22 protein-coding genes are annotated in these 22,293 nt (G+C 70.4%); 13 read left to right on the top strand and 9 right to left on the bottom strand.

Annotated elements, in window-relative coordinates; all coding sequences use genetic code 11:
* Positions 1-170: 170 nt before the first annotated feature.
* Positions 171-1,289: a hypothetical protein gene (locus ABD108_RS17165; RefSeq protein ID WP_343930905.1), complete on the top strand. Its 1,119-nt coding sequence runs from the start codon at positions 171-173 to the stop codon at positions 1,287-1,289.
* Between the two features lie 24 nt (positions 1,290-1,313).
* On the opposite strand, the gene ABD108_RS17160 is transcribed toward ABD108_RS17165, so the two are convergent.
* The 6 genes from ABD108_RS17160 to ABD108_RS17135 all read right to left on the bottom strand — a co-directional run bounded on the left by ABD108_RS17160 (position 1,314) and on the right by ABD108_RS17135 (position 7,748).
* On the bottom strand, positions 1,314-1,739 hold the full coding sequence (locus ABD108_RS17160) for a Fur family transcriptional regulator (RefSeq protein ID WP_220657422.1): 426 nt from the start codon (positions 1,737-1,739) through the stop codon (positions 1,314-1,316).
* Positions 1,740-1,791: 52 nt separating this feature from the next.
* Complete coding sequence (locus tag ABD108_RS17155) at positions 1,792-2,691, bottom strand: alpha/beta fold hydrolase (protein WP_343930904.1); 900 nt, start codon at positions 2,689-2,691, stop codon at positions 1,792-1,794.
* The gene (locus tag ABD108_RS17150) at positions 2,688-3,140 is read right to left on the bottom strand and encodes a MaoC family dehydratase (protein WP_220657421.1); all 453 of its coding nucleotides are present in this window, start codon (positions 3,138-3,140) and stop codon (positions 2,688-2,690) included. The genes ABD108_RS17155 and ABD108_RS17150 overlap by 4 nt, the downstream gene beginning before the upstream one ends.
* 27 nt (positions 3,141-3,167) lie before the next feature.
* Entirely contained in the window at positions 3,168-4,877 is a 1,710-nt protein-coding gene (locus ABD108_RS17145; RefSeq protein WP_343930903.1) for a PHA/PHB synthase family protein, read from the bottom strand.
* Positions 4,878-4,898: 21 nt separating this feature from the next.
* Complete coding sequence (locus ABD108_RS17140) at positions 4,899-6,401, bottom strand: long-chain-fatty-acid--CoA ligase (RefSeq protein WP_305112386.1); 1,503 nt, start codon at positions 6,399-6,401, stop codon at positions 4,899-4,901.
* Positions 6,402-6,527: 126 nt separating this feature from the next.
* Positions 6,528-7,748 (bottom strand): PucR family transcriptional regulator, encoded by a 1,221-nt coding sequence (locus ABD108_RS17135; RefSeq protein WP_220657418.1) that lies wholly within the window; start codon positions 7,746-7,748, stop codon positions 6,528-6,530.
* Between the two features lie 108 nt (positions 7,749-7,856).
* Here ABD108_RS17135 and ABD108_RS17130 point away from each other — a divergent pair, with 108 nt between their 5' ends.
* The 10 genes from ABD108_RS17130 (at position 7,857) to ABD108_RS17085 (ending at position 17,490) form a co-directional block, all read left to right on the top strand.
* Complete coding sequence (locus tag ABD108_RS17130) at positions 7,857-8,696, top strand: LysR family transcriptional regulator (protein WP_343930902.1); 840 nt, start codon at positions 7,857-7,859, stop codon at positions 8,694-8,696.
* A complete protein-coding gene (locus tag ABD108_RS17125) occupies positions 8,693-9,589 on the top strand; it encodes a serine hydrolase (RefSeq protein ID WP_425579791.1) in 897 nt (298 codons plus the stop codon). Before ABD108_RS17130 ends, ABD108_RS17125 begins: the two co-directional genes overlap by 4 nt.
* 71 nt (positions 9,590-9,660) lie before the next feature.
* The gene (locus tag ABD108_RS17120) at positions 9,661-11,403 is read left to right on the top strand and encodes a penicillin-binding transpeptidase domain-containing protein (protein ID WP_343930900.1); all 1,743 of its coding nucleotides are present in this window, start codon (positions 9,661-9,663) and stop codon (positions 11,401-11,403) included.
* A 64-nt stretch (positions 11,404-11,467) separates the two neighbouring features.
* Complete coding sequence (locus ABD108_RS17115) at positions 11,468-11,749, top strand: hypothetical protein (protein WP_220657414.1); 282 nt, start codon at positions 11,468-11,470, stop codon at positions 11,747-11,749.
* Positions 11,750-11,775: 26 nt separating this feature from the next.
* A complete protein-coding gene (locus tag ABD108_RS17110; protein ID WP_343930899.1) occupies positions 11,776-12,366 on the top strand; it encodes a phosphoribosylanthranilate isomerase in 591 nt (196 codons plus the stop codon).
* Positions 12,367-12,425: 59 nt separating this feature from the next.
* The gene (locus ABD108_RS17105) at positions 12,426-13,106 is read left to right on the top strand and encodes a hypothetical protein (RefSeq protein WP_343930898.1); all 681 of its coding nucleotides are present in this window, start codon (positions 12,426-12,428) and stop codon (positions 13,104-13,106) included.
* A gap of 84 nt (positions 13,107-13,190) precedes the next feature.
* Entirely contained in the window at positions 13,191-14,633 is a 1,443-nt protein-coding gene (locus tag ABD108_RS17100) for a PepSY-associated TM helix domain-containing protein (RefSeq protein ID WP_220657411.1), read from the top strand.
* A 70-nt stretch (positions 14,634-14,703) separates the two neighbouring features.
* A complete protein-coding gene (locus ABD108_RS17095) occupies positions 14,704-15,207 on the top strand; it encodes a ferritin (protein ID WP_220657410.1) in 504 nt (167 codons plus the stop codon).
* A gap of 110 nt (positions 15,208-15,317) precedes the next feature.
* Positions 15,318-15,986 (top strand): TetR/AcrR family transcriptional regulator, encoded by a 669-nt coding sequence (locus ABD108_RS17090; protein WP_305112373.1) that lies wholly within the window; start codon positions 15,318-15,320, stop codon positions 15,984-15,986.
* Complete coding sequence (locus ABD108_RS17085) at positions 15,979-17,490, top strand: ArnT family glycosyltransferase (RefSeq protein WP_343930897.1); 1,512 nt, start codon at positions 15,979-15,981, stop codon at positions 17,488-17,490. Before ABD108_RS17090 ends, ABD108_RS17085 begins: the two co-directional genes overlap by 8 nt.
* A 58-nt stretch (positions 17,491-17,548) precedes the next feature.
* Here the strand turns inward: ABD108_RS17085 and ABD108_RS17080 are convergent, their stop codons facing one another.
* Positions 17,549-18,574 (bottom strand): aspartate-semialdehyde dehydrogenase, encoded by a 1,026-nt coding sequence (locus ABD108_RS17080; protein ID WP_343930896.1) that lies wholly within the window; start codon positions 18,572-18,574, stop codon positions 17,549-17,551.
* 3 nt (positions 18,575-18,577) lie between these two features.
* A complete protein-coding gene (locus tag ABD108_RS17075) occupies positions 18,578-19,843 on the bottom strand; it encodes an aspartate kinase (protein ID WP_220657406.1) in 1,266 nt (421 codons plus the stop codon).
* Positions 19,844-20,002: 159 nt separating this feature from the next.
* On the opposite strand from ABD108_RS17075, the gene ABD108_RS17070 reads away from it, so the two are divergent.
* Both ABD108_RS17070 and ABD108_RS17065 read left to right on the top strand, forming a co-directional pair.
* The gene (locus tag ABD108_RS17070; RefSeq protein WP_305112368.1) at positions 20,003-20,761 is read left to right on the top strand and encodes a hypothetical protein; all 759 of its coding nucleotides are present in this window, start codon (positions 20,003-20,005) and stop codon (positions 20,759-20,761) included.
* A 47-nt stretch (positions 20,762-20,808) separates the two neighbouring features.
* The gene (locus ABD108_RS17065; protein WP_255585617.1) at positions 20,809-22,017 is read left to right on the top strand and encodes a mannosyltransferase family protein; all 1,209 of its coding nucleotides are present in this window, start codon (positions 20,809-20,811) and stop codon (positions 22,015-22,017) included.
* 50 nt (positions 22,018-22,067) lie between these two features.
* On the opposite strand, the gene ABD108_RS17060 is transcribed toward ABD108_RS17065, so the two are convergent.
* Positions 22,068-22,271 carry an MbtH family protein gene (locus tag ABD108_RS17060; protein WP_220657403.1) on the bottom strand — a complete coding sequence of 68 codons (204 nt, stop codon included), beginning with the start codon at positions 22,269-22,271 and terminating at the stop codon, positions 22,068-22,070.
* Positions 22,272-22,293: the final 22 nt, after the last annotated feature.

Below are 22,293 nucleotides of genomic sequence, written 5' to 3'. Positions count from 1 at the left end.
ATTCCGCCGGGTCCGGCGGTCCATTCGCGACAGTACTCGCATCGCATCGGTCCAGTCCGGGCGAATGAGGACGCGACGATCCCGGTGTGCGTCGTCGTGGTTTGCAATATCATCAGCGCGCTCACTGGCCTCGCCGCCATCGAACGCTCCGACTGACAGGTAGGTACTGCATGTCTCGCCGCCGCTCCACTGGACTCCGGGCACCGCTGCGCGCGGGCGCCGCGCTCGCCGTCGCGGCCTCGGTCGCACTGGCACCGGCGGCGCAGGCCGCCGAGCGTTCCTTCGCTCCGTCGGCCGTGACGACGACGGCGCAGCTGACGGGCACGACGGCCGCTCTGAGCGCGGCGTCCGGCCGCCGCCCCCTGCCTCCGCCCACCGACATCGACGATGTGACGTGGCTCCGCGGCATGCTCGAAAGCATGCGGCGCAATGCCACGTTCCTCTGGGAGGGCGGGAGCCTCTTCCCCGACCACACGCCCGGATTCAACGGCACCGTGGAACGCATGCGCACCGCCCTGGACGCCGGCGATGCTGCGGCCGCGTACACGTGGGCGGTGAACTTCGCCGACAGCTACCGGATCGCTTTCAGTAGTTTCGGTGCCGATGCGGTCGATCGGTTCGTCCCGCGGATCGGCCCGGTGGGGGTGGCCTTCGCCGAGGCGTACTCGTATCTGCGCCTGGCGAACTCGAATCTCGTGGCGACCGTCGTCGGGGTGCCCCGGATTCTTCTGCAGACCGCGCAGGACGCCGCGCCGTACCTGCGGAACGGGAACATCCTGGGCGTGATGGACGTGCTGAACGGCGGCGCGTACAAAGTCGGCGAGTTCGCACTCGACGGGATCTTCGGTTCGGGTCGTACGGTGTCCAATCTCATTGCGGCCGTCGGTGCGTTCGGGAAGTCGCTGGAGGCGTCGTTCCCGCCACCCGCCTCCGTTGTTCCGCAGTCTGATCCCATCCCCGCGCCGGATGGCGTGGCGCCGATCCCGGCGGTCCGGGAACCCGTCGCCACGTCGACGTCGGCGAGCGACCAGATCGAAGCGGTCTCCACCGCGAACGACGGCGTCACCGCACCGGCCACCGTCGACGCCACCCCGGCGGCGACCCCGAAGGGGCCGGCCGCTCCCACGACGCAGCTGGACGGTGCCGCTTCCTCCAGCACCGAGCTGCCCGAAGCGGGGGCCGGCACCGGCGGTGCGACGAAGGATGCGAAGGGCGACTCGCCCGATGCGACCACCGCTGCTTCCGGGGCCGAACCGCCTGCCGACGCACCCTCCGGTTCCACTGATTGACGACGCGACCCGCGACTTTCCGGGTCAGCGGGATGCAGCGCAGTCGCCGCAGTAGCCCCAGAAGGTGACCTCGGCCTCGTCGATCACGAAGCCGTGGTCGTCGTCGGGGGTGAGACACGGCGCGGCGCCCACCACGCAGTCGACATCGATGATCCGGCCGCAGTTGCGGCACACCAGGTGGTGGTGATTGTCGCCGACGCGGCCCTCGTAGCGCACCGCTGAACCCGCGGGCTCGATGCGGCGCAGCAGGCCCTTCTCGGTGCACACGCGCAGCACGTCGTAGACGGTCTGCGTGGCGACGGTGCCGAGCTGGGCACGCAGGTGCTCGGCCACGTCGTCCGCGGTCGCGTGCGGGTGGCCGTCGAGGTAGCCGAGTGCGGCCACCCTGGGTGCGGTGATGCGCAGGCCCACGGACCGCAGCCGGTCCTCAGCGGTGGGGCCGTCTGCCATGTCCGTAGGCTACGCCTGATTCTGGAATCATTCCAGTACTTGCGGGAGTCTCCTACCCGCCCGGAGTGAGCGGTTCGGCCGGACGCCCGCGCCAGGTGCGCTTGCCGATGTGCGGGGCGCCCAGGAACTCGTCGATCACCGGCACCAGTTTCGCCGCGTTGGTCACCAGATCGACGTGGCCGCCGGGGTGGGTGAACAGGGTGGCCCGGGGCATCAGCTTCTTCATGATCTTGGCGTTCGCCATCGGGATGATCGGATCGTCCTCACCGGCCATGATCAGCGTCTTCTGCCGGATCGCGGGCAGCGCGAAGAGCGAGGTCCACACCGCGCCGGCCAGCAACTGGTGCACGTAGCCCACCTTCGACCCCGCGTGCAGCTGCTTGATGAAGATCTCGGCCACGTCCTGCCCGTCCTCCCGGACGGTGCCCCCGTACAGCTCGCCCGCGATCTGAGCGCCGTACGTGGGGTCCTTGAACCGCCGCGGGGTCAGCATCTTCCGCAGCACCAGCGGGTTACCGGGGATCATGACGGCGCCGGTCCCCGTGGACACCAGGATCAGCCGGCGGCAGCGCCACGGATTCTGGAAGGCGAACTGCTGCGCCAGCGCGCCACCCCAGGACAGCCCCAGCACATCGACCACGCCGACTCCGAGATCGTCCAGGACACGACCGAGAACCCAGGCCAGATACGGGAATCCGTAGGGCAGCAGCGACGCCGGGGATTCACCGGTACCGGGTGCGTCGAACCGGATCACCGGCCGCTGCGGATCGAGCGCGTCGACGAACGGTTCGAGCACCTCGAGGCTCGCGCCGATGCCGTTGCACACCACCAGCGGCACCCCCACGCCCGGGCGGTAGCGCACCCGGATCCGTTGGCCGCCGGTCGCGATGAAGATGTCCGGCAGTTCCTCGGCCCCGGCCTGATCGGCCGGCGCCCGCTCCTCGTCGGTCATCGGTACAGCACCACCGTCTCCGCGATGCAGGCCGGACGGTCGCCGCCCTCCACCTCGTAGGTGAGCCGGAAGGTGGCCTCGATACCGAAGGGCTTCTCCTGCGCCGCAGCCAGTTCCACGGTGGCCCGGATCTTCGATCCCACCGGGACCGGCGCCGGGAAGCGCACCTTGTTGAGGCCGTAGTTCACCGCCGCGTCGAACTTCTCGACGGTGACCACCTGCCCCACCAGCACAGGCGCCAGCGAGAGGGTGAGGTAGCCGTGCGCGATGGTGCGGCCGTACGGTCCGGCGGCGGCCCGCTCGGGATCGGTGTGGATCCACTGGTGATCGCCCGTGGCGTCGGCGAACAGGTTCACCCGATCCTGGTCGATGGTGAGCCAGTCGGTGGTGCCCATCGGGGTTCCCACCAGACCGAGCAGGTCCGCGGGGGTGGCGACGGTGGTGCTCATGGAAGTCTCCGTATCCGTTGTCGGGTATCAGTTCTCGAGCACGAAAGTGCCGGGTGCCGGGGCCAGCGGCTCGTAGCCGGGGGCGCCCAACTGCCTGGGCGCGTCGACCTCGGCACCGCTGCGCGCGTTCAGCCACTCCAGGTGGTGCGGCCACCACGAGCCGGCCTGCTTCTCGGCACTCTCGAACCACTCCTCCGGCGTCTGGCCGTGCACCACGGGCGCGGTGCGGAACGACGACTTCGGGTTACCGGGAGGGTTCACCAGCGAGGCGATGTGTCCGGCGGTCGAGAGCACGTAGGTGTTGTCCTTGCTGCCCAGCAGGGCGGCGCTGCGCTCGGTGGCCTGCCACGGGCAGATGTGGTCCGAGATGCCGCCGAGGACGTAGGCGTCGCACTCGATCTTGGACAGATCGACCGGCGTGCCCATCATGGTCTGCTCACCCGGCGTGACCAGGGTGTTGTTCAGCCCCATGAGCACCATGTCCTTGTGCAGGGCCGCCGTCATCCGGGTGGTGTCGGCGTTCCAGAACAGCACGTCGAAGGGCGCGGGCGACTTCCCCTCGATGTAGTTGTTCACCCAGTACCGCCACACCAGGTCGGTGGGCCGCAGCCAGGCGAACATCTCGGCCATGGCGGCACCGTCGAGATAGCCCTGGCTCGCCGAGGTGCGGATCGCCGCGTCCGCCGCCTTCTGGCTGGCGAGCGCCGAGCCGAGGCCGGCGTGGCTCTGGTCGAGCACGGTGACGCCCAGCGTGAGGCCGGCGATGCGGTCGCCGTGCCCGGTGGCGAACAGGTGCGAGAGCGTCATCGAGGTGAGGATGCCGCCGGAGCAGGTGGCGAAGACGTTGGCCTTGTCCGCGCCGGTGATCACCTGGATCGCGTCCAGCGCCCGCACGATCGCGGCACCGTACTCGTCGAAGCCCCAATCCCGGTGCTCCGGTGAGGGATTGCGCCAAGACACGGCGAACACCTGCTGGCCGCCCTTGAGGTAGTACTCGATCAGGCTGCGGCCCGGCGCGATGTCCATGATGTAGAACTTGTTGATCACGGGCGGCACCATCAGCAGTGGCACCTCGCGCACCTGCTTGGTCTGCGGCGCGTAGTGGATCAGCTCGAACATCGGGGTGCGCAACACCACGGTGCCCTTGGTGACGGCGATGGTCTCGCCCACCTTGTACGCGTCGGGCTCGATCATCGCGGGGATGCGGGGGTGCTTCGACATGTCCCGCACGAAGGCCTTCGCGCCGCGCACCGCCGACAGGCCGCCGGTGTCGATGAGGGCTTTCCAGCCCGACGGGTTGAGGCCGGGGATGTTGGTGGGTGCGGCGCCCTCGATCACGTTGTCGAGCACGAACCGCATCCGCTCGGCGTCCTTCCAGTCCAGGTCGGCGTCCTCGTAGAGCTGATCGGCGGTGTCCGAGGCGGCCAGGTAGGCCTGTTCCACGCGGTGCAGCAGCGGATTCTGGGTCCACGCGGGGTCGGCGAAGCGGCGGTCGCCCTTCTTCGGGGCCCGCTGGCTCTTGCCCGCGGCGATCAGCCCGAGCTCCTTGGCCAGGCCCGCGCCGCGCTCGGCGACGGTGACGGGTTTACCGGCCAGCGACTGCGCCATCCGCGCCCAGGAGGCGTTGGGCATCATCCGGGAGGCGAAGGACTTGGTGGAGTTCACCAGCAGCATGTCGAGCGGGGCACCCAGCTCGTCGGCGTTGGTGAGATCGTCGGTGTTCTTGGCGTCGGTCATATCGTTCAGTCCTCTTCGGTCTCAGGCGGTGAACTGCTCGGGGACGGCGATGTCGCGCTTCTGGACCTTGCCCGTGGCGCCCTTGGGGAGCTCGGTCAGCAGCCAGACGTGGCGCGGGTACTTGTAGGAGGCCACGCGCTCCTTGACGAAATCGCGGATGGCCTCGGCGGTGATCGCGGCACCGGCCTTGAGCGCGACGGCGGCACCGACCTCCTCACCGAGCGTGTCGTGGGGGATGCCGACCACGGCGGCCTCGGCGATCTCCGGGTGGCTGTAGAGCACCTCTTCGATCTCGCGCGGGTACACGTTCAGGCCGCCGCGGATGATCATCTCCTTCTTGCGGTCGACGATGGAGAAGTAGCCGTCCTCGTCGACGATGCCGATGTCGCCGGTGGAGAACCAGCCGTTCTCGTCGATCGACGCCGCGGTGGCCTCGGGCAGGTTCCAGTAGCCCTTCATGATGTTGTGGCCGCGCACCTGCACCTCGCCGCGCTCACCCTGGGGCACTTCATTGCCGCTGTCGTCCACGCAGCGCATCTGCACGCCCTCGATGGGCGTGCCGATGGTGCCGGCCTTGCGCGGCTTGTCCGGGTGGTTGAAGGACGCGACGGGCGAGGTCTCGGACAGGCCGTAGCCCTCCATGATGATCGCGTCGAAGGCCGCCTCGAAGTCGGTGATCACCTGCAGCGGCAGCGCCGCGCCGCCCGAGCCGCAGGCGCGCAGCGAGGAGACGTCGTCGCCCGGCTGCAGGGCGGCGACCAGCGCCGCGTACATCGTGGGCACACCGAGGAAGACGGTCACCTTGTCGCGACCGATCACCTCGATCGCCTTGCGCGGCTCGAATCGCGGGATCAGGGTGAGCGTGGATCCGAAGCGCACGGCGGCGTTCAGTCCGCAGGTGAGGCCGAAGACGTGGAACAGCGGCAGGCACCCCATCACCACGTCGTCACCGGTCAGGTGCAGCAGGGTGCGGCCCGAGATCTCGCAGTTCATGCCGAGACCCTGATGGGTCAGCTCGGCGCCCTTGGGCTTTCCGGTGGTGCCCGAGGTGTGCAGGATGACCGCGGTGTCGCCGCCGTCGCGGGGTTCGACGGCGGAGGCCGGCTCGTGCTTCGCGAGCAGGGTGGCCAGCGCCGCATCGTCGCCGAAATGGCAGGCGGCCCCGGCGGCCTTCGCGCCGGCCTCGGCGTCGTCGGCGAAGACCGGCGTGGCGAACAGGGCCTTGGCTCCGGTGTTGGCCAGGTAGTACTCCACCTCCGCGGCCTTGAGCAGCGGGTTCATCGGCACGGCCACCGCGCCGCGCCGCATGATCCCGTAGAAGACCACCGCGAAGGCCGGGGTGTTGGGCAGCATGATGCCCACCCGGTCGCCCGGTTCGATGCCCTGCTCGGCGAGATAGCTCGCAAAACGCGCCGAGGCCTCATCGAAGGCGGCGTAGGTGTACTCCAGGTCGTCGCACTTGAGGGCGAGGGCGTCCGGCCGCGCAGCGGCTGCGGCAGTGAGGTTTTCGGCGAGGTTCGACATCGGGCGGTCCTTACGCGTCGGCGGTGATTTCGTCTGTATTCAGAGTGACTGGCGACACCATCGGGTGGCTATGGTAACGGAACAACGTTTCGGTCCGTGGGGTGTCACGGCGCACAACGGGCGGGGTCACCGCACTGGGTCGATCGGGGAATCGCGGGTGCGGCCGACGCCGATCCGGGCATCGACCTCGAAGGCGAGGCACAGCTCGGCGAGCTCCCGTGGCGAGTTCACCGACCTCCCGGTCAGCTGCTCCACCCGGCGCAGGCGGTGCCGCACGGTGTTCGGGTGCACGTAGAGCTCGGCGGCGGCGTCCTTGACGTTGCCGTCGTGCGCCACCCAGGCGCGGAAGGTCTCCTGCAGCGGCTCGCGATCGTCGTCGGGCAGCCGGTACAGCTCGCGGAGCACGCCGCGCGCCAGGTCGACGGTGGTCTCGGGGGCCGCGATCGCGGCGGTGCCCAGCACCGATCCGTCGAACACCGAGACGCCCGCACCGGGGCCGATCAGCTCGCGGCGCGCGAAGTTCAGGCCCTGGGGAGTGTCGCGGAGCTCGGCGAACGGCGCGCTCACGCCGACGCGGCCGGTGGCCACGCGGCGCAGCAGGTCGATCACCGCGGCGCGGATCTCGGCGGTGGGCGCGTGGACGATGCCGATCAGCTGGTCGGGCAGCAGGCGCCACGCGGAGTAGGCGTCGAGGGCGCGCAACCGGTCGGCGATACCGGGGAGCGGGTGCCGCCCGATCTCGGTCGCCGCGGCGACGGCCAGGTACGGACCGGTGGTGGGCAGGCGCAGCAGGGTGGCGATCTCCCACAGGCTCTGATCGCTCGGAATCCTGCCCTGCAAAAGGTATTCGGCGAGCACCGCGCGTTCGGCCGCATCGTCGAGCACCTGCTCGGTGGTGCGGTCCCGGTGGGCGGCCGCCATCGCGTCGACGTACACGTCCTGCGCCTGCCACATGTGCTGCGCGGCGCTGAGCAGGGCCTGGCGGCTCAGTTCGGGCCGCTCGTCCGCGATCACCATGACCTCCTCCCAGATCCGGTGCACGCCGATCCGGTACGCGTGCATGACGGAAGCCAGGGGGACGCCGAGTTCGGCGCGGGTGCGGCCGGTGATCTCGGCCGGCGCGGTGTCGAAGGTGGGCGCGGTGAGCGAGTCGATGATGAAGAGCAGGTTGTCGCGCACGGTGGCGGCGAGCAGCCGGTCGGAGACGATGTCGTCGGTGGCGTAGAACGGGACCTCGGCCCGGATCCGCGCGACGGCGCCGGCCGTCACGATGTCGATCCGCGACGCCAGTTCGTCGCGGATGCACCCGACGTCCGCGACGACGCTCTCCCCTGTGGCGTGGCTCACAGTTGTCGATTGTGGTCGGTCCGTCCCGTTTGCGTACGCGAATTCACGGGCTCGATCGTGGGGTTCAGCGTCGTCCGAGGTCGGCGGGGCGCCGCTACACTCCGCACCATGGATCTGATCCGGCACCTGCGGTTCTTCGTCGCGGTGGCCGAGGAGCAGCACTTCGGGCGCGCGGCGGACCGGCTCGGGATCACCCAGCCACCGGTCTCGGCCGGGCTGCGGCGCCTGGAGGAGGCACTCGGGGTCACCCTTATCGACCGCAGTCGCCGCGGCGCCGACCTCACGCCCGCGGCGCGCGAGCTGCTCCCCCGCGCCCGGGTCATGGTGGGCGATGCCGACCGCTTCGTCGCCGAGGCGGCCCGGCTCGGCGCGGGGACCGGACAGCGCCGGGTGGCGCTGTGCGATGCGCTCGACGGTGCCACCGCCACGGCGTGCGGCGCGGGGCTGCGCGACGATCCCGATCCGCTCACCCTGTCCGCGGGGCCGTCTCCGCAGCTCGCGCGGGCGGTCGCGGAGGACCTGTTGGACGCGGCGGTGGTCGAGCATCCGGTGCTGTCCGACGGTGCGCCGTCGGGCCCGGTGATCGCCCTGCCGCGCGATTTCCTGGTCCCGGAGGACTTCCGCTCGCCGCGCCTGCGCGAGCTCTCGGCTCTGCAGGTGGCGATGCCGCCGCGCGCGGCGAACCCGCCCGCGGCCGATCTGCTGCTCGACCGGCTCACCGCCCGGGGGATCACGGCGCAGCCGCGGATCTCCGAGACGGAGGCCGCCACCCACGCCGCGGTGGCGGCCGGACTCGCCTTCGCACTGGTCCCGGCCGGTGGTCCCACGCCGCCGGGAACCGCGCGGCGGGCGGCGCCCGATTTCCCGCTGCGGGTGCGCGTGCTGGGCCGGCGCGATCACCGCGATGTCGCGCGGTTGGAGTCGACACTATGGCGGTTGAGCCGGTGACGGACGATCCGGCCTCCGCGATCGCGGAGGTCTTCGCCGACGCCGGGTGCAACGGATGGCTGCACGCACGGGTGGTGGGTGGCGACGCCGCACTGTCGATTGGTGGCCACGAGCCCGTGGTTCCCGCGTCGGTGTACAAGATCGTGCTGCTAGTGGCGGCCTGTCGGGCCTTCGACGCGGGGCGCCTGGATCCGCGGGCGCGGGTCGTGGTCGATCCGCGCACGGCCACACCGGGACCCACCGGTATCGCGACCTTCGACGATCCGGTGGAGCTGAGCGTGCGCGATTTGCTGCGGTCGATGATGGCGGTCTCCGACAATGCGGCCGCCGGCGCCCTGCTCACCCTGGTCGGGCTCGACGAGGTGCAGCGCACCGCCCGGGGGCTGGGACTGACGGCGACCACCATCGCCGGCGGCGATGCCGAGATCCAGGCGGCCCTGATGGCGGAGACGGGCACGCGCACCGTCGCCGAGGCCTTCGCGGCGCTGGCCGACGACGATCTGTCGCGCCCGGTGCGGGCGTACGATCCGACCTTCGGCAGCGCCACCACCCCGGCCGATGTCACCTCTCTGCTCGCGGCGATCTGGTCGGATGCCGCCGCCTCGCCGGAGGGCTGCGCGTTCGCGCGATCGGCACTGGCCGGGCAGGCCTTCCGGCACCGGATCGCCTCCGGCTTCGGCTCGGGAGCGGAGATCGCGGGCAAGACCGGCACCCTGGGTGCGCTCCGCAACGAGGCGGGCGTGGTCACCTATCCCGGGGAGCGGCCGGTCGCGGTAGCGGTGTTCACCCACGCCGCGCGCAACGATCCGACCCTGCCCCGGGTCGACGCGGCCATCGGGCGGGTGGCTGCGCTCGCCGTCGGCGCGCTTCGCACACCCATCTACCTGGAGTGATAGCGAACCGCTATCGAAACCCCCGGCGTCGCACTTTGCTCGCTATGGCCCGCGGCGGGTCCACTGGTGGCATGCTCCTGCGCCGCTCCCTCACCCTCGCCGTGTCCGCGGCCCTGGTCGCCGCGGCGGCCGGGTGCTCGGCCGACGATCCCGTGGCGAAGTTCGCCGCCGCACTGTCCGCGCGGGACGCGAACGCCGCCGCCGAGCTCACCTCCGATCCCGCGGCGGCGCGACCGGCCTTGCAGGCCTCCTTCGACGGCATGGGCACCGCGACGCCGACGGTGGCCGCGGGCCGCGACGGCGATTCCCCCGCCCTGAACTGGTCGTGGTCGCTGCCGCGCAACCGCACGCTGCGCTACTCCGCGCCGGTCACCGCGTCCGGCGGCACCATCACCTGGGCGCCCAGCCTGATCCACCCCGAGTCCACCGCCGGGTCGCGACTGCTGTACTCCGATGAGAAGTCTTACCGGACACCGGTTCTGGACCGGAAGAACAGCCCGTTGATGACCTGGCAGACGGTCACGGTGGTCACCCTGGCGGCCGATCGGGGCGATTCCGCCGATGCCCTCGCCGCCCGCCTGGCCCCCGTCGACAGGTCCGTGACGGCGGCCGGCATCCGCGCCGCGATCGCGGGCAAGTCCGGTGCGGTGCAGGTGATCTCCCTGCGCGAGGACGATGCGAAGCGGGTCGGCGATCCGTCCTCGATCCCCGGCGTCCGCGCCCGGGAGGAGGGCCGGTTGCTGACCGCGGCCCCCACGCTCCGCACCCCGGTGGGCAAGGGCTTGGAGGAGCGCTGGCGCAGCGTGGTCGACGATGCCGCGGGTGCGGGCGTGAACCTGGTGGACGGCGCCGGGAATGCGGTGCGGCACATCGAATCCTTCCCCGGAAAGACACCGCAGCCGGTGCGCACCACCCTCGATGCCGGGCTGCAGCGCGCCGCGAACGCGGCCGTGGCGGGCGAGAGCCGGCCGACGATGCTGGTGGCGATCCGGCCCTCGACCGGCGGCATTCTGGCGGTGGCGCAGAACCCCGCCGCCGATAAACAGGGCCCGATCGCCCTGACCGGTCTGTACGCCCCGGGATCGACCTTCAAGACGATCACCACCGCCGCGGCACTCGGCTCGGGGATCACCACCCCGAACGCCATGCTCCCCTGCCCGGGCAAGGCCACCTTCGGCAGCCGCACCATTCCCAACGAGAACGAATTCGCCCTGGGCACGGTGCCGCTGCACACCGCCTTCGCACGCTCCTGCAACACCACCATGGCCGGGCTGGGCACCAAGCTCGGCGAGAACCAGCTCACCGAGACGGCGCGGGCCTTCGGCCTGGGTGTCGACTTCACCCTCCCCGGGGCCACCACGGTGACCGGTGCGGTGCCGGTGGCACGGTCCGATGCCGAGCGGGTGGAGGAGTCGATCGGCCAGGGCCGGGTGACCGCCTCCCCCTTCGGTCTCGCAGTGGTCGAGGCCAGTCTCGCGGCGCGCGGCACCGTCCGGCCCGCGCTGTTCGACGGTGAGCCCGCCACGGCGGACGTCCCTCCGCAGCGGATCGATCCGGGGGTCGCGGACGCGCTGCGGGCGGCGATGCGCGAGACGGTGACCGCGGGCACCGCGACCGCGCTGCGCGATATCCCGGGGCTCGGCGGCAAGACCGGGACGGCCGAGTTCGGAGACAACACGCACGCGCACGGCTGGTTCGCGGGCATCGTCGGCGATCTGGCCTTCGCCACCCTGGTGGTCTCGGGCGAGAGTTCGGCTCCGGCAGTGGCGGTGAGTGGCGCGTTCCTCCGAGGCGCGGGCGGCGACCTGCCCTGACGCACTTTGCAAGCCCACGGTGAATTGATAGTGTGAAACAACAGTTCACTTCGGGAGGATTCGCATGTCCAGTCGCTCGACCGTCCGCCGCACCGTCGCCGGAGGCCTCGCCACGCTCGGCGTCCTCTCCGCGAGCTTCGTCGCGAGCACCGGCACCGCGAGTGCGCTGGAGCAGTGCCCGCCCGGACAGACGCCGTTCTGGAACGGCAAGAACTGCGTGATGCAGCTGTGCAACCCGCCGTACAACCCCGGCTTCCCGCCCTGCACCATGCCGATCCCCACTCACACCCCGGTCCCGGGTGCGCCGGCCGGCACGCCCGGATCGATCCCCGGCCAGCCCTTCTGATCCCTCCCCCTTCTAGGATCGGGCGCATGTTCGTCAAGGTCTGCGGCTTGCGCACTGTCGAATCGGTCGACGCCGCGGTGGACGCGGGCGCCGACGCCGTCGGCTTCGTCTTCGCCCCCGGCAGTGTGCGCCTGATCGATGCCGCGGCCGCTGCACCGCTGGTCGCACGGGTGCCCGAGCGCGTGGAGACCGTCGGTGTGTTCCGCCGCCAGCCGATCGACGAGGTGCTGCGACTGGCCCGCGCCGCAGGAGTCGGCACCGTCCAATTGCACGGCGACGAGCCCGACGATCACTTCCACCGGGTCACGGAGGCGGGCTTCGCCGTGCTGCGCGCCGTCTCGGCCACCCGCTACACCGAGGCGGGCCGGGACTGGCCGGAGCGCCTGCTCATCGACGCCACCGATCCCGGTTCGGGCGTCCCGTTCGATCCCGCGGATCTCCCGGTGCCACCGTCGGCCTTCTGGCTCCTGGCCGGCGGGCTCACCCCCGGCAACGTCGCCGAGCTCGCCGCCGCCTTCGGCCCCTCCGGGGTCGACGTGTCCAGTGGTGTCGAATCGGCGCCCGGGGTGAAGGATCCGGCGCGCATCCGCGCCTTCGTCGCCGCGGCCCGCGGCTAACCGTCTGACCTGCCGATTCCGGTTCGGAGACCGTCCCCTACAGGGAGTAGTATTCGACCATGTTCTGGCCCGCCCACCCCGCCGCCACGGCCCGTGGTGTGTTCGTGGGCGGCACCTCCTTCGCGGCCAGCCTCACCGCGCACATCGTCGCCATGGCCGGCTCGATGCCCGCTCCCGCGCCCGCCGGACACCCGATGGCGGAAGGCACGATGGCGGGAGGCGCGATGAGCGCGCACTCGATGCCCGGCCACGCGATGCCCACAACCATGCCCGGCCACGTCATGCCCACCGCGATGCCGGGTCACGACATGGCGGCGATGGGCACGGACGCCGGAATGCCGATGGGACCGGCGATCCCGCTCACCTCGGTGCTGCTCCTGGCCGGGGTGTGCGCGATCATCGGTGCGCTCGCCGCCCGGCCGCGCGCCGCCGGCCCCGTGGCCGCGGGCGCGATGGTGCTGTTCGGTCAGCTCGGCGGGCACCTCGCGCTCGGCCTCACGATGGGACACCTCGCGCTCACCCCGTCGATGGGACTGGCCCACCTCGCCGCCGCAGTGGTGGCGGGCCTGGCGATCGCGGGTGCCGAGAGGGCGCTCCGACTGGCGGTCGCGACGCTGCGGCCCGTCCGCGCGGCGTGGCTGAGCGTGCGGCGCACCGTCGTCCATCGGGTGTGGGAGTTCCGCACCCGGCCGCTGTCCGTGCTGACCTGCCACGGCGCGCTGCGCGCACCACCCGCCTGAGACCTCACCCCTTCCCACTCGGACCGGCACCGCCGGCCGAGCCCCCGTGCGTGCGCGCACACCTATCGTGAGGTGAAACTCCTTATGTCCTTGACAGATTCGGCGGCCGATCCCGCGCCGCCGCAGTCCACCCCGCCGAAACGGCCGGGGTGGCGAGCCGCGATCATGCGGCTGCACTTCTACGCCGGGCTCCTGGTGGGCCCGTTCATCCTGATCGCCGCCATCAGCGGCGGCCTCTACGCGGCGGCCCCCACCGTGGAACGGTTCGTGTACGCCGACGAACTCACCGCGGCCACCTCCGGTCCCGCACAACCGCTCACCGTCCAGGTGGCGGCGGCGCAGGCGGCGAAGCCCGACCTCATCGTGAAGGGCATCCGCCCCGCCGAGGAGGCGGGCAAGACCACCCGCGTGCTGTTCACCGACCCGGCCCTCACCGACGATCGCGATCTCGCCGTCTTCGTCGACCCGGCCTCCGGCCGCGTGCAGGGCGCGCTGCCCGTGTACGGATCGGTGGAGGCACTGCCGATCCGGTTCTGGATCGACCGGCTCCACGTGGATCTGCACCTGGGCAGCGTCGGTCGGTTCTACAGCGAGCTGGCGGCGTCGTGGCTGTGGGTGGTGGCCCTCGGCGGCTTCTACCTGTGGTGGCGGGCCCGCCGCGGGAACGTCCGCAAGATGCTCTCCTACGACCGCTCGCTCCAGGGCCGGGGCGGCGCGATGAACCGGCACGCGGTGATCGGCACCTGGCTGCTGCTGGGCCTGCTCTTCTTCTCCGCAACGGGACTCACCTGGTCGAAGTACGCGGGCGACAACATCGCTCAGTTGCGCACCGAGCTCAGCTGGACCAAACCCGCGCTCTCCACCTCGCTCCAACCGGATGCCACGGCGGCCGGCGGCGGCGAGCACGCCGACCACGGCAGCTCCGCACCGGTGGCCGCGCCGGTCAGCCCGGAGGTCGCCGCACAGACGCGGGCGCGCAACGTCGCCGCGCTCGACACGGCCGTCGCGGCCGCGGCGAGCCGGGGCGTCGACGGTGCGGTTCAGATCTCGATCCCGGCCGATCCGTCGGTCGCGATGACGGTGGCGCAGACCCGGCAACCGTGGCGGTTCGGCATCGATTCCGCGACGGTCGATCCGGAGACCGGGCAGGTGGTCACGGTGCTCGCCTTCGCCTCGTGGCCGCTCATGGCCAAGCTCACCGAGTTGCTGATCAACACGCACATGGGATGGCAGTTCGGTCTGCTCAACCAGATCGCATTGGTTGCTTTCGCAGCACTTTTGAGCGTCGTGATCGTGCGCGGCTACCTGATGTGGTGGCAGCGCAGGCCGCGCTCGGGCGGGTTGCCGAAGCCACCCGCGCGCGAGTCGCTGCGGAAAGTCGATCCGTCCCATGCGATTCCGGCGGTCCTGGCGGTGGCGTTCATCGGATGGTTCCTGCCGGTGCTCGGCGTCTCACTGCTCGCTTTCATCGTGCTCGATGTTGCGATAGGCGTGGCTAAGCGGGGCACGGCTAACCTAAGAAAATAGGCCCTGACCTGCAAGAAGGGTCGCCTTGCCTGCGTTGCCAGGCAGGTCGGATCGCTCTACAGTCGTTCCCATGAAGCTCACGGACGCACTCGAAGAGAAGTTCAACGATCAGATCACCCTCGAGTTCGAAGCGTCGCTGGTGTACCGCCAGCTCGCCATCGAGATGGAGATCCGCGACCTGCCCGGCATCGCCGCGTGGCTGCGTCATCAGGCCGATGAGGAGATCGTCCACGCCAACAAGTGGATCGATCACCTGTCGGACCGTGGCAACCACCCGAAGATCGGCGCCTCGGCCGCACCGAAGGTCGATGTGGCCACCGTTCTCGACGTCTTCGAGGCGGCCCTGGAGCACGAGCGCCGGGTGTCGGATTCCATCCGCGCCCTGTACCGCGCGGCCACGGACGACATCGATTCGAAGGCGCTGATTCAGTGGTTCGTCAACGAGCAGGTCGAGGAGGAGGCCACGGTCAGCGAGATCGTCGGTCGCCTCAAGCTGATCGACGGTGACGGCCCGGGCCTGCTGCGCCTGGACGAGGAGCTGCGTTCGCGCCCGGCTCGCACCACCGAGGCGTAATCCGCCACAAGCCACACATTGCAGCCCGGAACGGGGCCCTCCACCACGGAGGGCCCCGTTTTCGTTCGCTCCTCTTCCCTTCACCTGACCCGCCGTGCTAATTTCTGACCATGCGGCCAGAAAATGAGTCGAGCGGCCAACCGCGGTCCTTCATCGAGGAGGCCCGCCGCCGGCAGATCATCGCGGCGGCGGTCGAGGTGCTGGCCGACGAGGGCTACGGCCGCGCCACCCTGGCCCGCATCGCCCGCCAGGCGGGCGTCTCCAAGGGCGTCATCTCGTACCATTTCGACGGCAAGGACGAGCTGATGCGCCAGGTGGTGATCCAGCTCTTCGTGGCCGGCGCCGAATTCATGGGTCCGCTTCTGGCCGAGCAGCAGACCGCCGCCGGCACGCTGCGTACCTACATCGCTACCAACCTGCAGTTCATCCAGGCCAATCAGCGCTTCCTGGCTGCCATGATCGAGGTGGTACCCAACCTGCGGAACGCGGACGGTACGCCCGCTTTCGGGCCCTCGGATGGTGAGGACGCGATGGTCGCTCCCGTCCGCGACATCCTCCGGTCGGGGCAGCAGTCGGGGGAGTTCGGCGAGTTCGACCCGCTGGTGATGGCCCGCTTGATCCGCGATTCGATCGACGGTGCCGCCGGGCACGCCGCTCGCGACCCCGAATTCGACATCGATGCCCACGCGGACCAGATGGTCCGCATGTACCTCGCCGCGGTGCTGCCCGCGCCGCCGAACTCCACGACCACCGCGCAGCCGGAGGAAACCGATGACTGACACCGCATCTCGCACCAGCGATCAGGCCGCACCCGCCCCACCCGCACCGATCGCATGGGCGTACCTCATCCCGATCCTGGTGCTCAGCGCGATCGCCGCAGCCTTCGGTGCCAGCCGCTACCACCTGTTCGGCGATGAGCTGTACTTCATCAGCGCCGGGCATCACCTCTCGGTGAGCTACGCCGATCAGGGACCGATCCTGCCGCTGCTGGCACTGCTGGGCGATGCCATGCCGGGCGATTCCCTGGTGCTGTTCCGGTTGCCCTCGGTGATCGTGACGATCGCCGGAATCCTGCTGTCGGCGTTGATCGCCCGCGAGCTCGGCGGTGGACGGTTCGCCCAAGCGCTCACCGCCGGGGCGTACGCCACGTCGACCTTCCTGCTGCTGCAGTCCTCGCTGCTCGCCACCAACGCGATCGACACCCCGCTGTGGGTGGCGATCACCTGGCTGGTGGTGCGGTGGGTGCGCACCCGGCAGGACTGGCTGCTGTTCGCCGCGGGTGTGGTGACCGCCGTCGATATGCAGGTCAAGTGGCTGATCCCGATCTTCTGGGTGTGCGTCATCGTGGCCTCGTCGATCTGGGGCCCGAAGGATCTCGTGCGTCGGCCCGCGCTGTGGGCGGGCGGGGTGTTCACCGTGGTCACCATGATTCCGGCGCTGATCTGGCAGGCGCAACGCGGTTGGCCCTACCTGCAGCTCACCGAACAGGTGGCGGAGGAGAGCCAGTACGCGGGCGGGCGCCTGCTGTTCGTTCCCATCCTGCTGCTCACCGCCGGCGTGCTCGGTGCCCTCCTGCTGCTCTACGGTCTCTACGCCCTGATGCGGTCGGATCGGTTGCGGCCGTATCGATTCCTGGCGCCCGCGTTCGTGCTGCTGGTGATCGTCTTCATCATCACCGCCGGGCGGCCGTACTACCCCGGCGGCATGCTGCCCGTGATCATCGCCGCCGGCGCCGTCGCCTTCGAGGCGGTGCCGAAACCGCGACTGCGTCTGGCCCTGACCGCGCCGCTGTCGATCCTGGCCGTCGGCTCGATCGTGGTGAGCCTGCCGTTCACCCCGGAATCGGAGATCAAGGAGCCGCAGTCGATCATGGAGGCCGGCATGCAGATCTCCGTGTACGGCCAGTTCGGGTGGCCCGAACTCACACGGGCCGTGGAGGATTCACTGGCATCGCTGCCCGAGGCCGAACGGCCGCAGGCGATCGTGACGGGGTCGTACTGGCAGGCCTCCGCGCTGGCCTACTACGGCACGGGCCTACCGCCCGTGTACAGCCCGAACCGCGGGTACGGATACTTCGGGCAGCCTTCGGATTCGGCGACCACGGTGCTCCGCGTGATCAGCTCCGATGCCGCGCTGCAGGACGACATGTGCGATCAAGCGCGCACGCTGCGGAAGTTCGACTACCGGATCGGCATGCCGACCGCGTCCACCGACGTCGACATCCGCCTCTGCCACGTCCGCGCGCCCTGGTCCCAGCTGTGGCCGCACCTGCGGCGCATCTGATCGAGATCGGCACCGACCGCCGACCTCGCGTCGCCGGCCGGGCCGGAACGCGGGCTGGCTAGACCAGCAGCTCCGCGATCTGCACGGTGTTCAGGGCGGCACCCTTGCGCAGGTTGTCACCGCTGATGAACAGGGCCAGGCCGCGGCCCTCGGGCACGCCCGGGTCCTGGCGGATGCGCCCGACCAGCGACTCGTCGGCGCCGGCGGCCGCGAGCGGCGTGGGCACCTCGACCAGCTTCACACCGGGCGCGTCCGCGAGCAGCTCCTGCGCGCGGGCAACCGACAGCGGCGCACCGAACTCGGCGTTGATCGACAGCGAGTGTCCCGTGAACACCGGCACGCGCACGCAGGTGCCGGACACCAGCAGCTCGGGCAGGCCCAGGATCTTGCGGGACTCGTTGCGCAGCTTCTGATCCTCGTCGGTCTCCCCCGTGCCGTCGTCCACCAGCGAACCGGCGAGCGGGACCACGTTGAAGGCGATCGGCGCCACGTACTTCACGGGCTCCGGGAAGGTGACGGCCGAACCGTCGTGCACCAGCTTCTCGGCACCGTCGACCCCGGCCCGCACCTGCGTGGCCAGCTCCTCGACACCGGCGAGGCCCGAACCCGAGACCGCCTGGTAGGTGGAGACGATCAGCCGCTGCAGGCCCGCCTCGTCGTGCAGCACCTTGAGCACCGGCATGGCGGCCATCGTGGTGCAGTTGGGGTTGGCGATGATGCCCTTCTTCAGGTTCTTGACCTGCTCCGGGTTCACCTCCGAGACCACCAGCGGCACATCGGGATCCTTGCGGAAGGCGCTCGAGTTGTCGATCACGGTGACACCGGCGGCGGCGAACCGCGGCGCCTGCACGCGCGACATGGTGGCGCCGGCGCTGAACAGCGCGATGTCCAGGCCCGTGGGATCGGCGGTCTCGGCGTCCTCGACCACGATCTCGCGGTCACCGAAGGGCAGCTTCTTGCCGGCCGAGCGCGACGAGGCGAAGAACCGCACCTCGTCCGCCGGGAAGTTGCGGTCCAGCAACAGCTGCCGCATCACGGCGCCCACCTGACCGGTGGCGCCGACGACTCCTACGCGTACACCCATGATCTAGCGCCCCGTTCCGCCGTACACGACGGCCTCTTCGTCGGAGCCCAGGCCGAAGGCGTCGTGCAGCGCCTTGACCGCGTCGTTGAGCTCGGTGTCGCGGATCAGCACCGAGATCCGGATCTCCGAGGTGGAGATCAGCTCGATGTTGATGCCGGCCGCCGACAGCGCCTCGCAGAAGGTGGCGGTCACGCCGGGGTGGCTCTTCATACCCGCACCCACCAGCGAGACCTTGCCCACGTGATCGTCGTAGACCACGGAGTCGAAGCCGATCTCCTGGCGCAGCGCCTCGAGCTTCTCGACGCCCAGCGGGCCCAGCTCGCGCGGCAGGGTGAAGGTGATGTCGGTGCGGCCCGTGTCCACCTTGGAGACGTTCTGCAGCACCATGTCGATGTTGATCTCGGCGTCGGCGATGGCGCGGAAGACGCGGGCGGCGTAGCCCGGCTTGTCCTCCAGGCCGACCACGGTGATCTTCGCCTCGCTGCGATCGTGGGCGACGCCGGTGAGAATTGCCTCTTCCACGGGGATGTCCTCCATAGAGCCGTTGACGATGGTGCCGGGCTTGGTCGAGTACGACGAGCGCACATGGACGGGAACGTTGTAGCGGCGCGCGTACTCCACGCAGCGCAGCATGAGCACCTTGGCGCCGCACGCAGCCATCTCGAGCATCTCCTCGAAGGAGACCTTCTCCAGGTGCTTGGCGTTGGGCACGATGCGGGGATCGGCGGTGTAGATGCCGTCGACATCGGTGTAGATCTCGCAGACATCGGCGTTGAGCGCCGCAGCCAGCGCCACGGCGGTGGTGTCCGAGCCGCCGCGGCCCAGCGTGGTCACGTCCTTGGTGTCCTGCGAGACGCCCTGGAAGCCCGCGACCAGCACGATCTTGCCGTCGTCGATCGCGGCCTGCACGCGGCCCGGGGTCACGTCGATGATCTTCGCGGCGCCGTGCCGGCTGGTGGTGATCACGCCGGCCTGCGAGCCGGTGAACGACTGGGCCTGCGCGCCGAGGGAGTGGATGGCCATCGCGACCAGCGCGTTGGAGATCCGCTCACCCGAGGTGAGCAGCATGTCCATCTCGCGGGCGGGCGGCGCCGGGCACACCTGGTTGGCGAGGTCGAGCAGCTCGTCGGTGGTGTCACCCATGGCGGAGACCACGACGACCACGTCGTTGCCGGCGCGTTTGGTCTCGACGATCCGCTCTGCCACGCGCCGGATGCGCTCGGCGGAGGCGACGGAACTGCCTCCGTACTTCTGGACGACGAGTGCCACTTGGGTACCTCTCCGTTCGTAGCTCGAGCAGTATGCGTCGAGAGTCGATCCTACCGACCTGGCCTTGTAGGCCCCGAACCCCCGTGTTCCAAGCGGTGCGCAACCCACCGTTCAGCGAATCGCGGATAATCGCCTGTGAAGCCGAAACGAGGAGAACCCATGAACCCGTACGGAGGCCAGAACCCCGGCCCGACCCCCGGGCAGAACCCCCAGGGCGGTCAGTACCCGGGCGGCCCGTACCAGCAGGGCGGCTACCAGCAGGGGGGTTACCAGCAGGGCGGATATCCGCAGGGCGGCTACCAGCAGGGCGGTTACCAGCAGCAACCCGGCCCCGCCGGCTATCCGACCACGCAGTACGGCGCGCCGAATCAGGGCGGATATCCGCAGCCCGGCCCGCCGCCCGGCGGAAACGGCAACCGCAAGGGCCTCGTGATCGGGCTGACCGCGGTGGTGGCGATCCTCGCGGTGGCAGCGGCCGTCGGCATCGGCCTCATGCTCAAGGACAACGGCTCGACCTCCGCTTCCCCGGTCACCTTCTCCTCGGGTGCCCCGACCACGGGGGCGCCCACCACCGGTGCGCCCACCACGAGCGGCGGTGCGCCGGGCACCGAGACCGACGGTTTCGCGACCACCTCGGCCCCGTCGGGCGGTACGACGATGATCCCGCTGAAGCTGGCCGCCGGTGGTGCCGGCGCGGGCGCGGTGCAGGTGACGGGCCTGACCGGCTCCTCGGCTCCCCCGCCGGCCTCGTCTCTTCCGTGGGAATGGCAGGGACTGGCCGCCATCGGCGACAGCCTGACGATGCGCGTCGTCGGCACCGGTGAGGTGACCTGTTCGATCTCGGTGAACGGCAAGGAGATCAGCCAGCGCACGGGGCAGAACTCCGTGCAGTGCGGGATCACGCGCCGCCCGTCGTGACGGCGGCGGATGCAAGACGTCCGGGCACGCGCCCGGACGCCGGTACGATGCAACGCGTGTCGACCGCCCCCGCCCGCGCCGAGGCGCCGCCGCGCAGCCTGGTCGAGCGGACCCGGTCGGTGTGGCTGCCGATCGCCTACTACCTGGCGATCCGCGGTATCGGCCTGGCCGTCCTCGCGCGCTTCGCGCAGCTGCGCAATCAGAACCTCGCCGATCTACTGACCGCGTGGGACGGCAAGTGGATGATCGGCCTGGCCACCTACGGCTACAACGACATGCCGTGGCGGTTCGTGGACGCCCGCGGCGAACACACCGCCGACACCGCGTACGCCTTCTTCCCCGGGTTCCCGATGCTGGTGCGCGCCGTCGCGCAGCTCCCCGGGTTCGACGCCTACCGCGCGGCGCTCACCGTCAACGTGGTCCTGGGCTGCGCCGCGGCCGTGGCGGCGTACCGCCTGGGGAAGCTGTGCGTGGAGCACATGCCGCAGGTGCCGGACCGGTACGCGCAGACCGCGGGACTGCTCACCACCGTGCTGTTCGCGGCCGCCCCGATGGCGATCGTCCTCACCATGGCCTACACCGAGGCGCTGTACTGCGCTCTGGCGGGCTGGGCGCTGGTCGGGGTGATGGAACGACGGTGGCTGGTGGCCGGGATCTGCACGGCCCTCGCGGGATTCTGCCGCCCCACCTCCGTGGTGCTGATCGGGGTGGTGGCGTTGGCTGCTTTGATCGCGGTGCTCTCGACCACCGGCACCGAGCGGCTGCGCGCAGCCGTCTGCGTGCTGCTCACGCCGCTCGGGTGGGTCACCTACCTGCTGATCGTGGCGCACCACACCGGCAGCCTCACGGGCTGGTTCCGGATCCAGACCGAGGGCTGGGGCACCACCTTCGACATGGGGCTTCAGACCTGGCAGTTCGTGAACTACACCCTGATCAACGGGTCGGACGTGGCGGACCTGTCGGTGGTCGCGCTCCTCGCGGCCTCGATCGTGCTGATCGTGATCGCGGTGCGCTCCAAGATGCCCTGGCCGGTCACGCTGTACGGCTCGCTGGTGGTGATCTCGCTGCTGGGCTCGGGCGGCCTGATGATGTCGCGGCCCCGGCTGCTGCTGCCCGCCTTCGTCCTGCTGATCCCCATCGCGATCGCCCTGGCGCGCAGGTCCCGCCGGGCCCAGATCTGGACCTGCGCGGGCATCATCACGGTCACGTGCTGGTACGGCGCCCACATGGTGAGCGTGTACCCACACGCCATGTGACCGACCGGGCCCGCGGCCCGGCCGGTCACGCGGCCGTGTGTGGTGGAAGGTCAGGCGCGCAGGCTGAGCGGACGGATGTCCGTCCACGCCTGCTCGATGTAGCCGAGGCACTCGGCGCGCGACCGGCCGCCCTCGCCGAAGGCGATCCGCCAGCCCTTGGGGGCCTCGCGGAAGGTCGGCCACAGCGAGTGCTGGCCCTCGTCGTTGATGAGGACGACGAACTCGCCGGACTCGTTGTCGAAGGGATTGTTCATTGTGACTCCTTCTTTCGGACGG

This window comes from Tsukamurella strandjordii, from assembly GCF_039525985.1.
GTDB lineage: Bacteria > Actinomycetota > Actinomycetes > Mycobacteriales > Mycobacteriaceae > Tsukamurella > Tsukamurella strandjordii.
This window is presented reverse-complemented; position numbering and strand designations above follow the sequence as displayed.

Coding starts and splice junctions, on each gene's coding strand:
- ABD108_RS17165 (WP_343930905.1), top strand. CDS start 171: ATGTCTCGCCGCCGCTCCACTGGACTCCGGGCACCGCTGCGCGCGGGC.
- ABD108_RS17160 (WP_220657422.1), bottom strand. CDS start 1,739: ATGGCAGACGGCCCCACCGCTGAGGACCGGCTGCGGTCCGTGGGCCTG.
- ABD108_RS17155 (WP_343930904.1), bottom strand. CDS start 2,691: ATGACCGACGAGGAGCGGGCGCCGGCCGATCAGGCCGGGGCCGAGGAA.
- ABD108_RS17150 (WP_220657421.1), bottom strand. CDS start 3,140: ATGAGCACCACCGTCGCCACCCCCGCGGACCTGCTCGGTCTGGTGGGA.
- ABD108_RS17145 (WP_343930903.1), bottom strand. CDS start 4,877: ATGACCGACGCCAAGAACACCGACGATCTCACCAACGCCGACGAGCTG.
- ABD108_RS17140 (WP_305112386.1), bottom strand. CDS start 6,401: ATGTCGAACCTCGCCGAAAACCTCACTGCCGCAGCCGCTGCGCGGCCG.
- ABD108_RS17130 (WP_343930902.1), top strand. CDS start 7,857: ATGGATCTGATCCGGCACCTGCGGTTCTTCGTCGCGGTGGCCGAGGAG.
- ABD108_RS17120 (WP_343930900.1), top strand. CDS start 9,661: ATGCTCCTGCGCCGCTCCCTCACCCTCGCCGTGTCCGCGGCCCTGGTC.
- ABD108_RS17115 (WP_220657414.1), top strand. CDS start 11,468: ATGTCCAGTCGCTCGACCGTCCGCCGCACCGTCGCCGGAGGCCTCGCC.
- ABD108_RS17110 (WP_343930899.1), top strand. CDS start 11,776: ATGTTCGTCAAGGTCTGCGGCTTGCGCACTGTCGAATCGGTCGACGCC.
- ABD108_RS17105 (WP_343930898.1), top strand. CDS start 12,426: ATGTTCTGGCCCGCCCACCCCGCCGCCACGGCCCGTGGTGTGTTCGTG.
- ABD108_RS17100 (WP_220657411.1), top strand. CDS start 13,191: ATGTCCTTGACAGATTCGGCGGCCGATCCCGCGCCGCCGCAGTCCACC.
- ABD108_RS17095 (WP_220657410.1), top strand. CDS start 14,704: ATGAAGCTCACGGACGCACTCGAAGAGAAGTTCAACGATCAGATCACC.
- ABD108_RS17090 (WP_305112373.1), top strand. CDS start 15,318: ATGCGGCCAGAAAATGAGTCGAGCGGCCAACCGCGGTCCTTCATCGAG.
- ABD108_RS17085 (WP_343930897.1), top strand. CDS start 15,979: ATGACTGACACCGCATCTCGCACCAGCGATCAGGCCGCACCCGCCCCA.
- ABD108_RS17080 (WP_343930896.1), bottom strand. CDS start 18,574: ATGGGTGTACGCGTAGGAGTCGTCGGCGCCACCGGTCAGGTGGGCGCC.
- ABD108_RS17070 (WP_305112368.1), top strand. CDS start 20,003: ATGAACCCGTACGGAGGCCAGAACCCCGGCCCGACCCCCGGGCAGAAC.
- ABD108_RS17065 (WP_255585617.1), top strand. CDS start 20,809: ATGCAACGCGTGTCGACCGCCCCCGCCCGCGCCGAGGCGCCGCCGCGC.
- ABD108_RS17060 (WP_220657403.1), bottom strand. CDS start 22,271: ATGAACAATCCCTTCGACAACGAGTCCGGCGAGTTCGTCGTCCTCATC.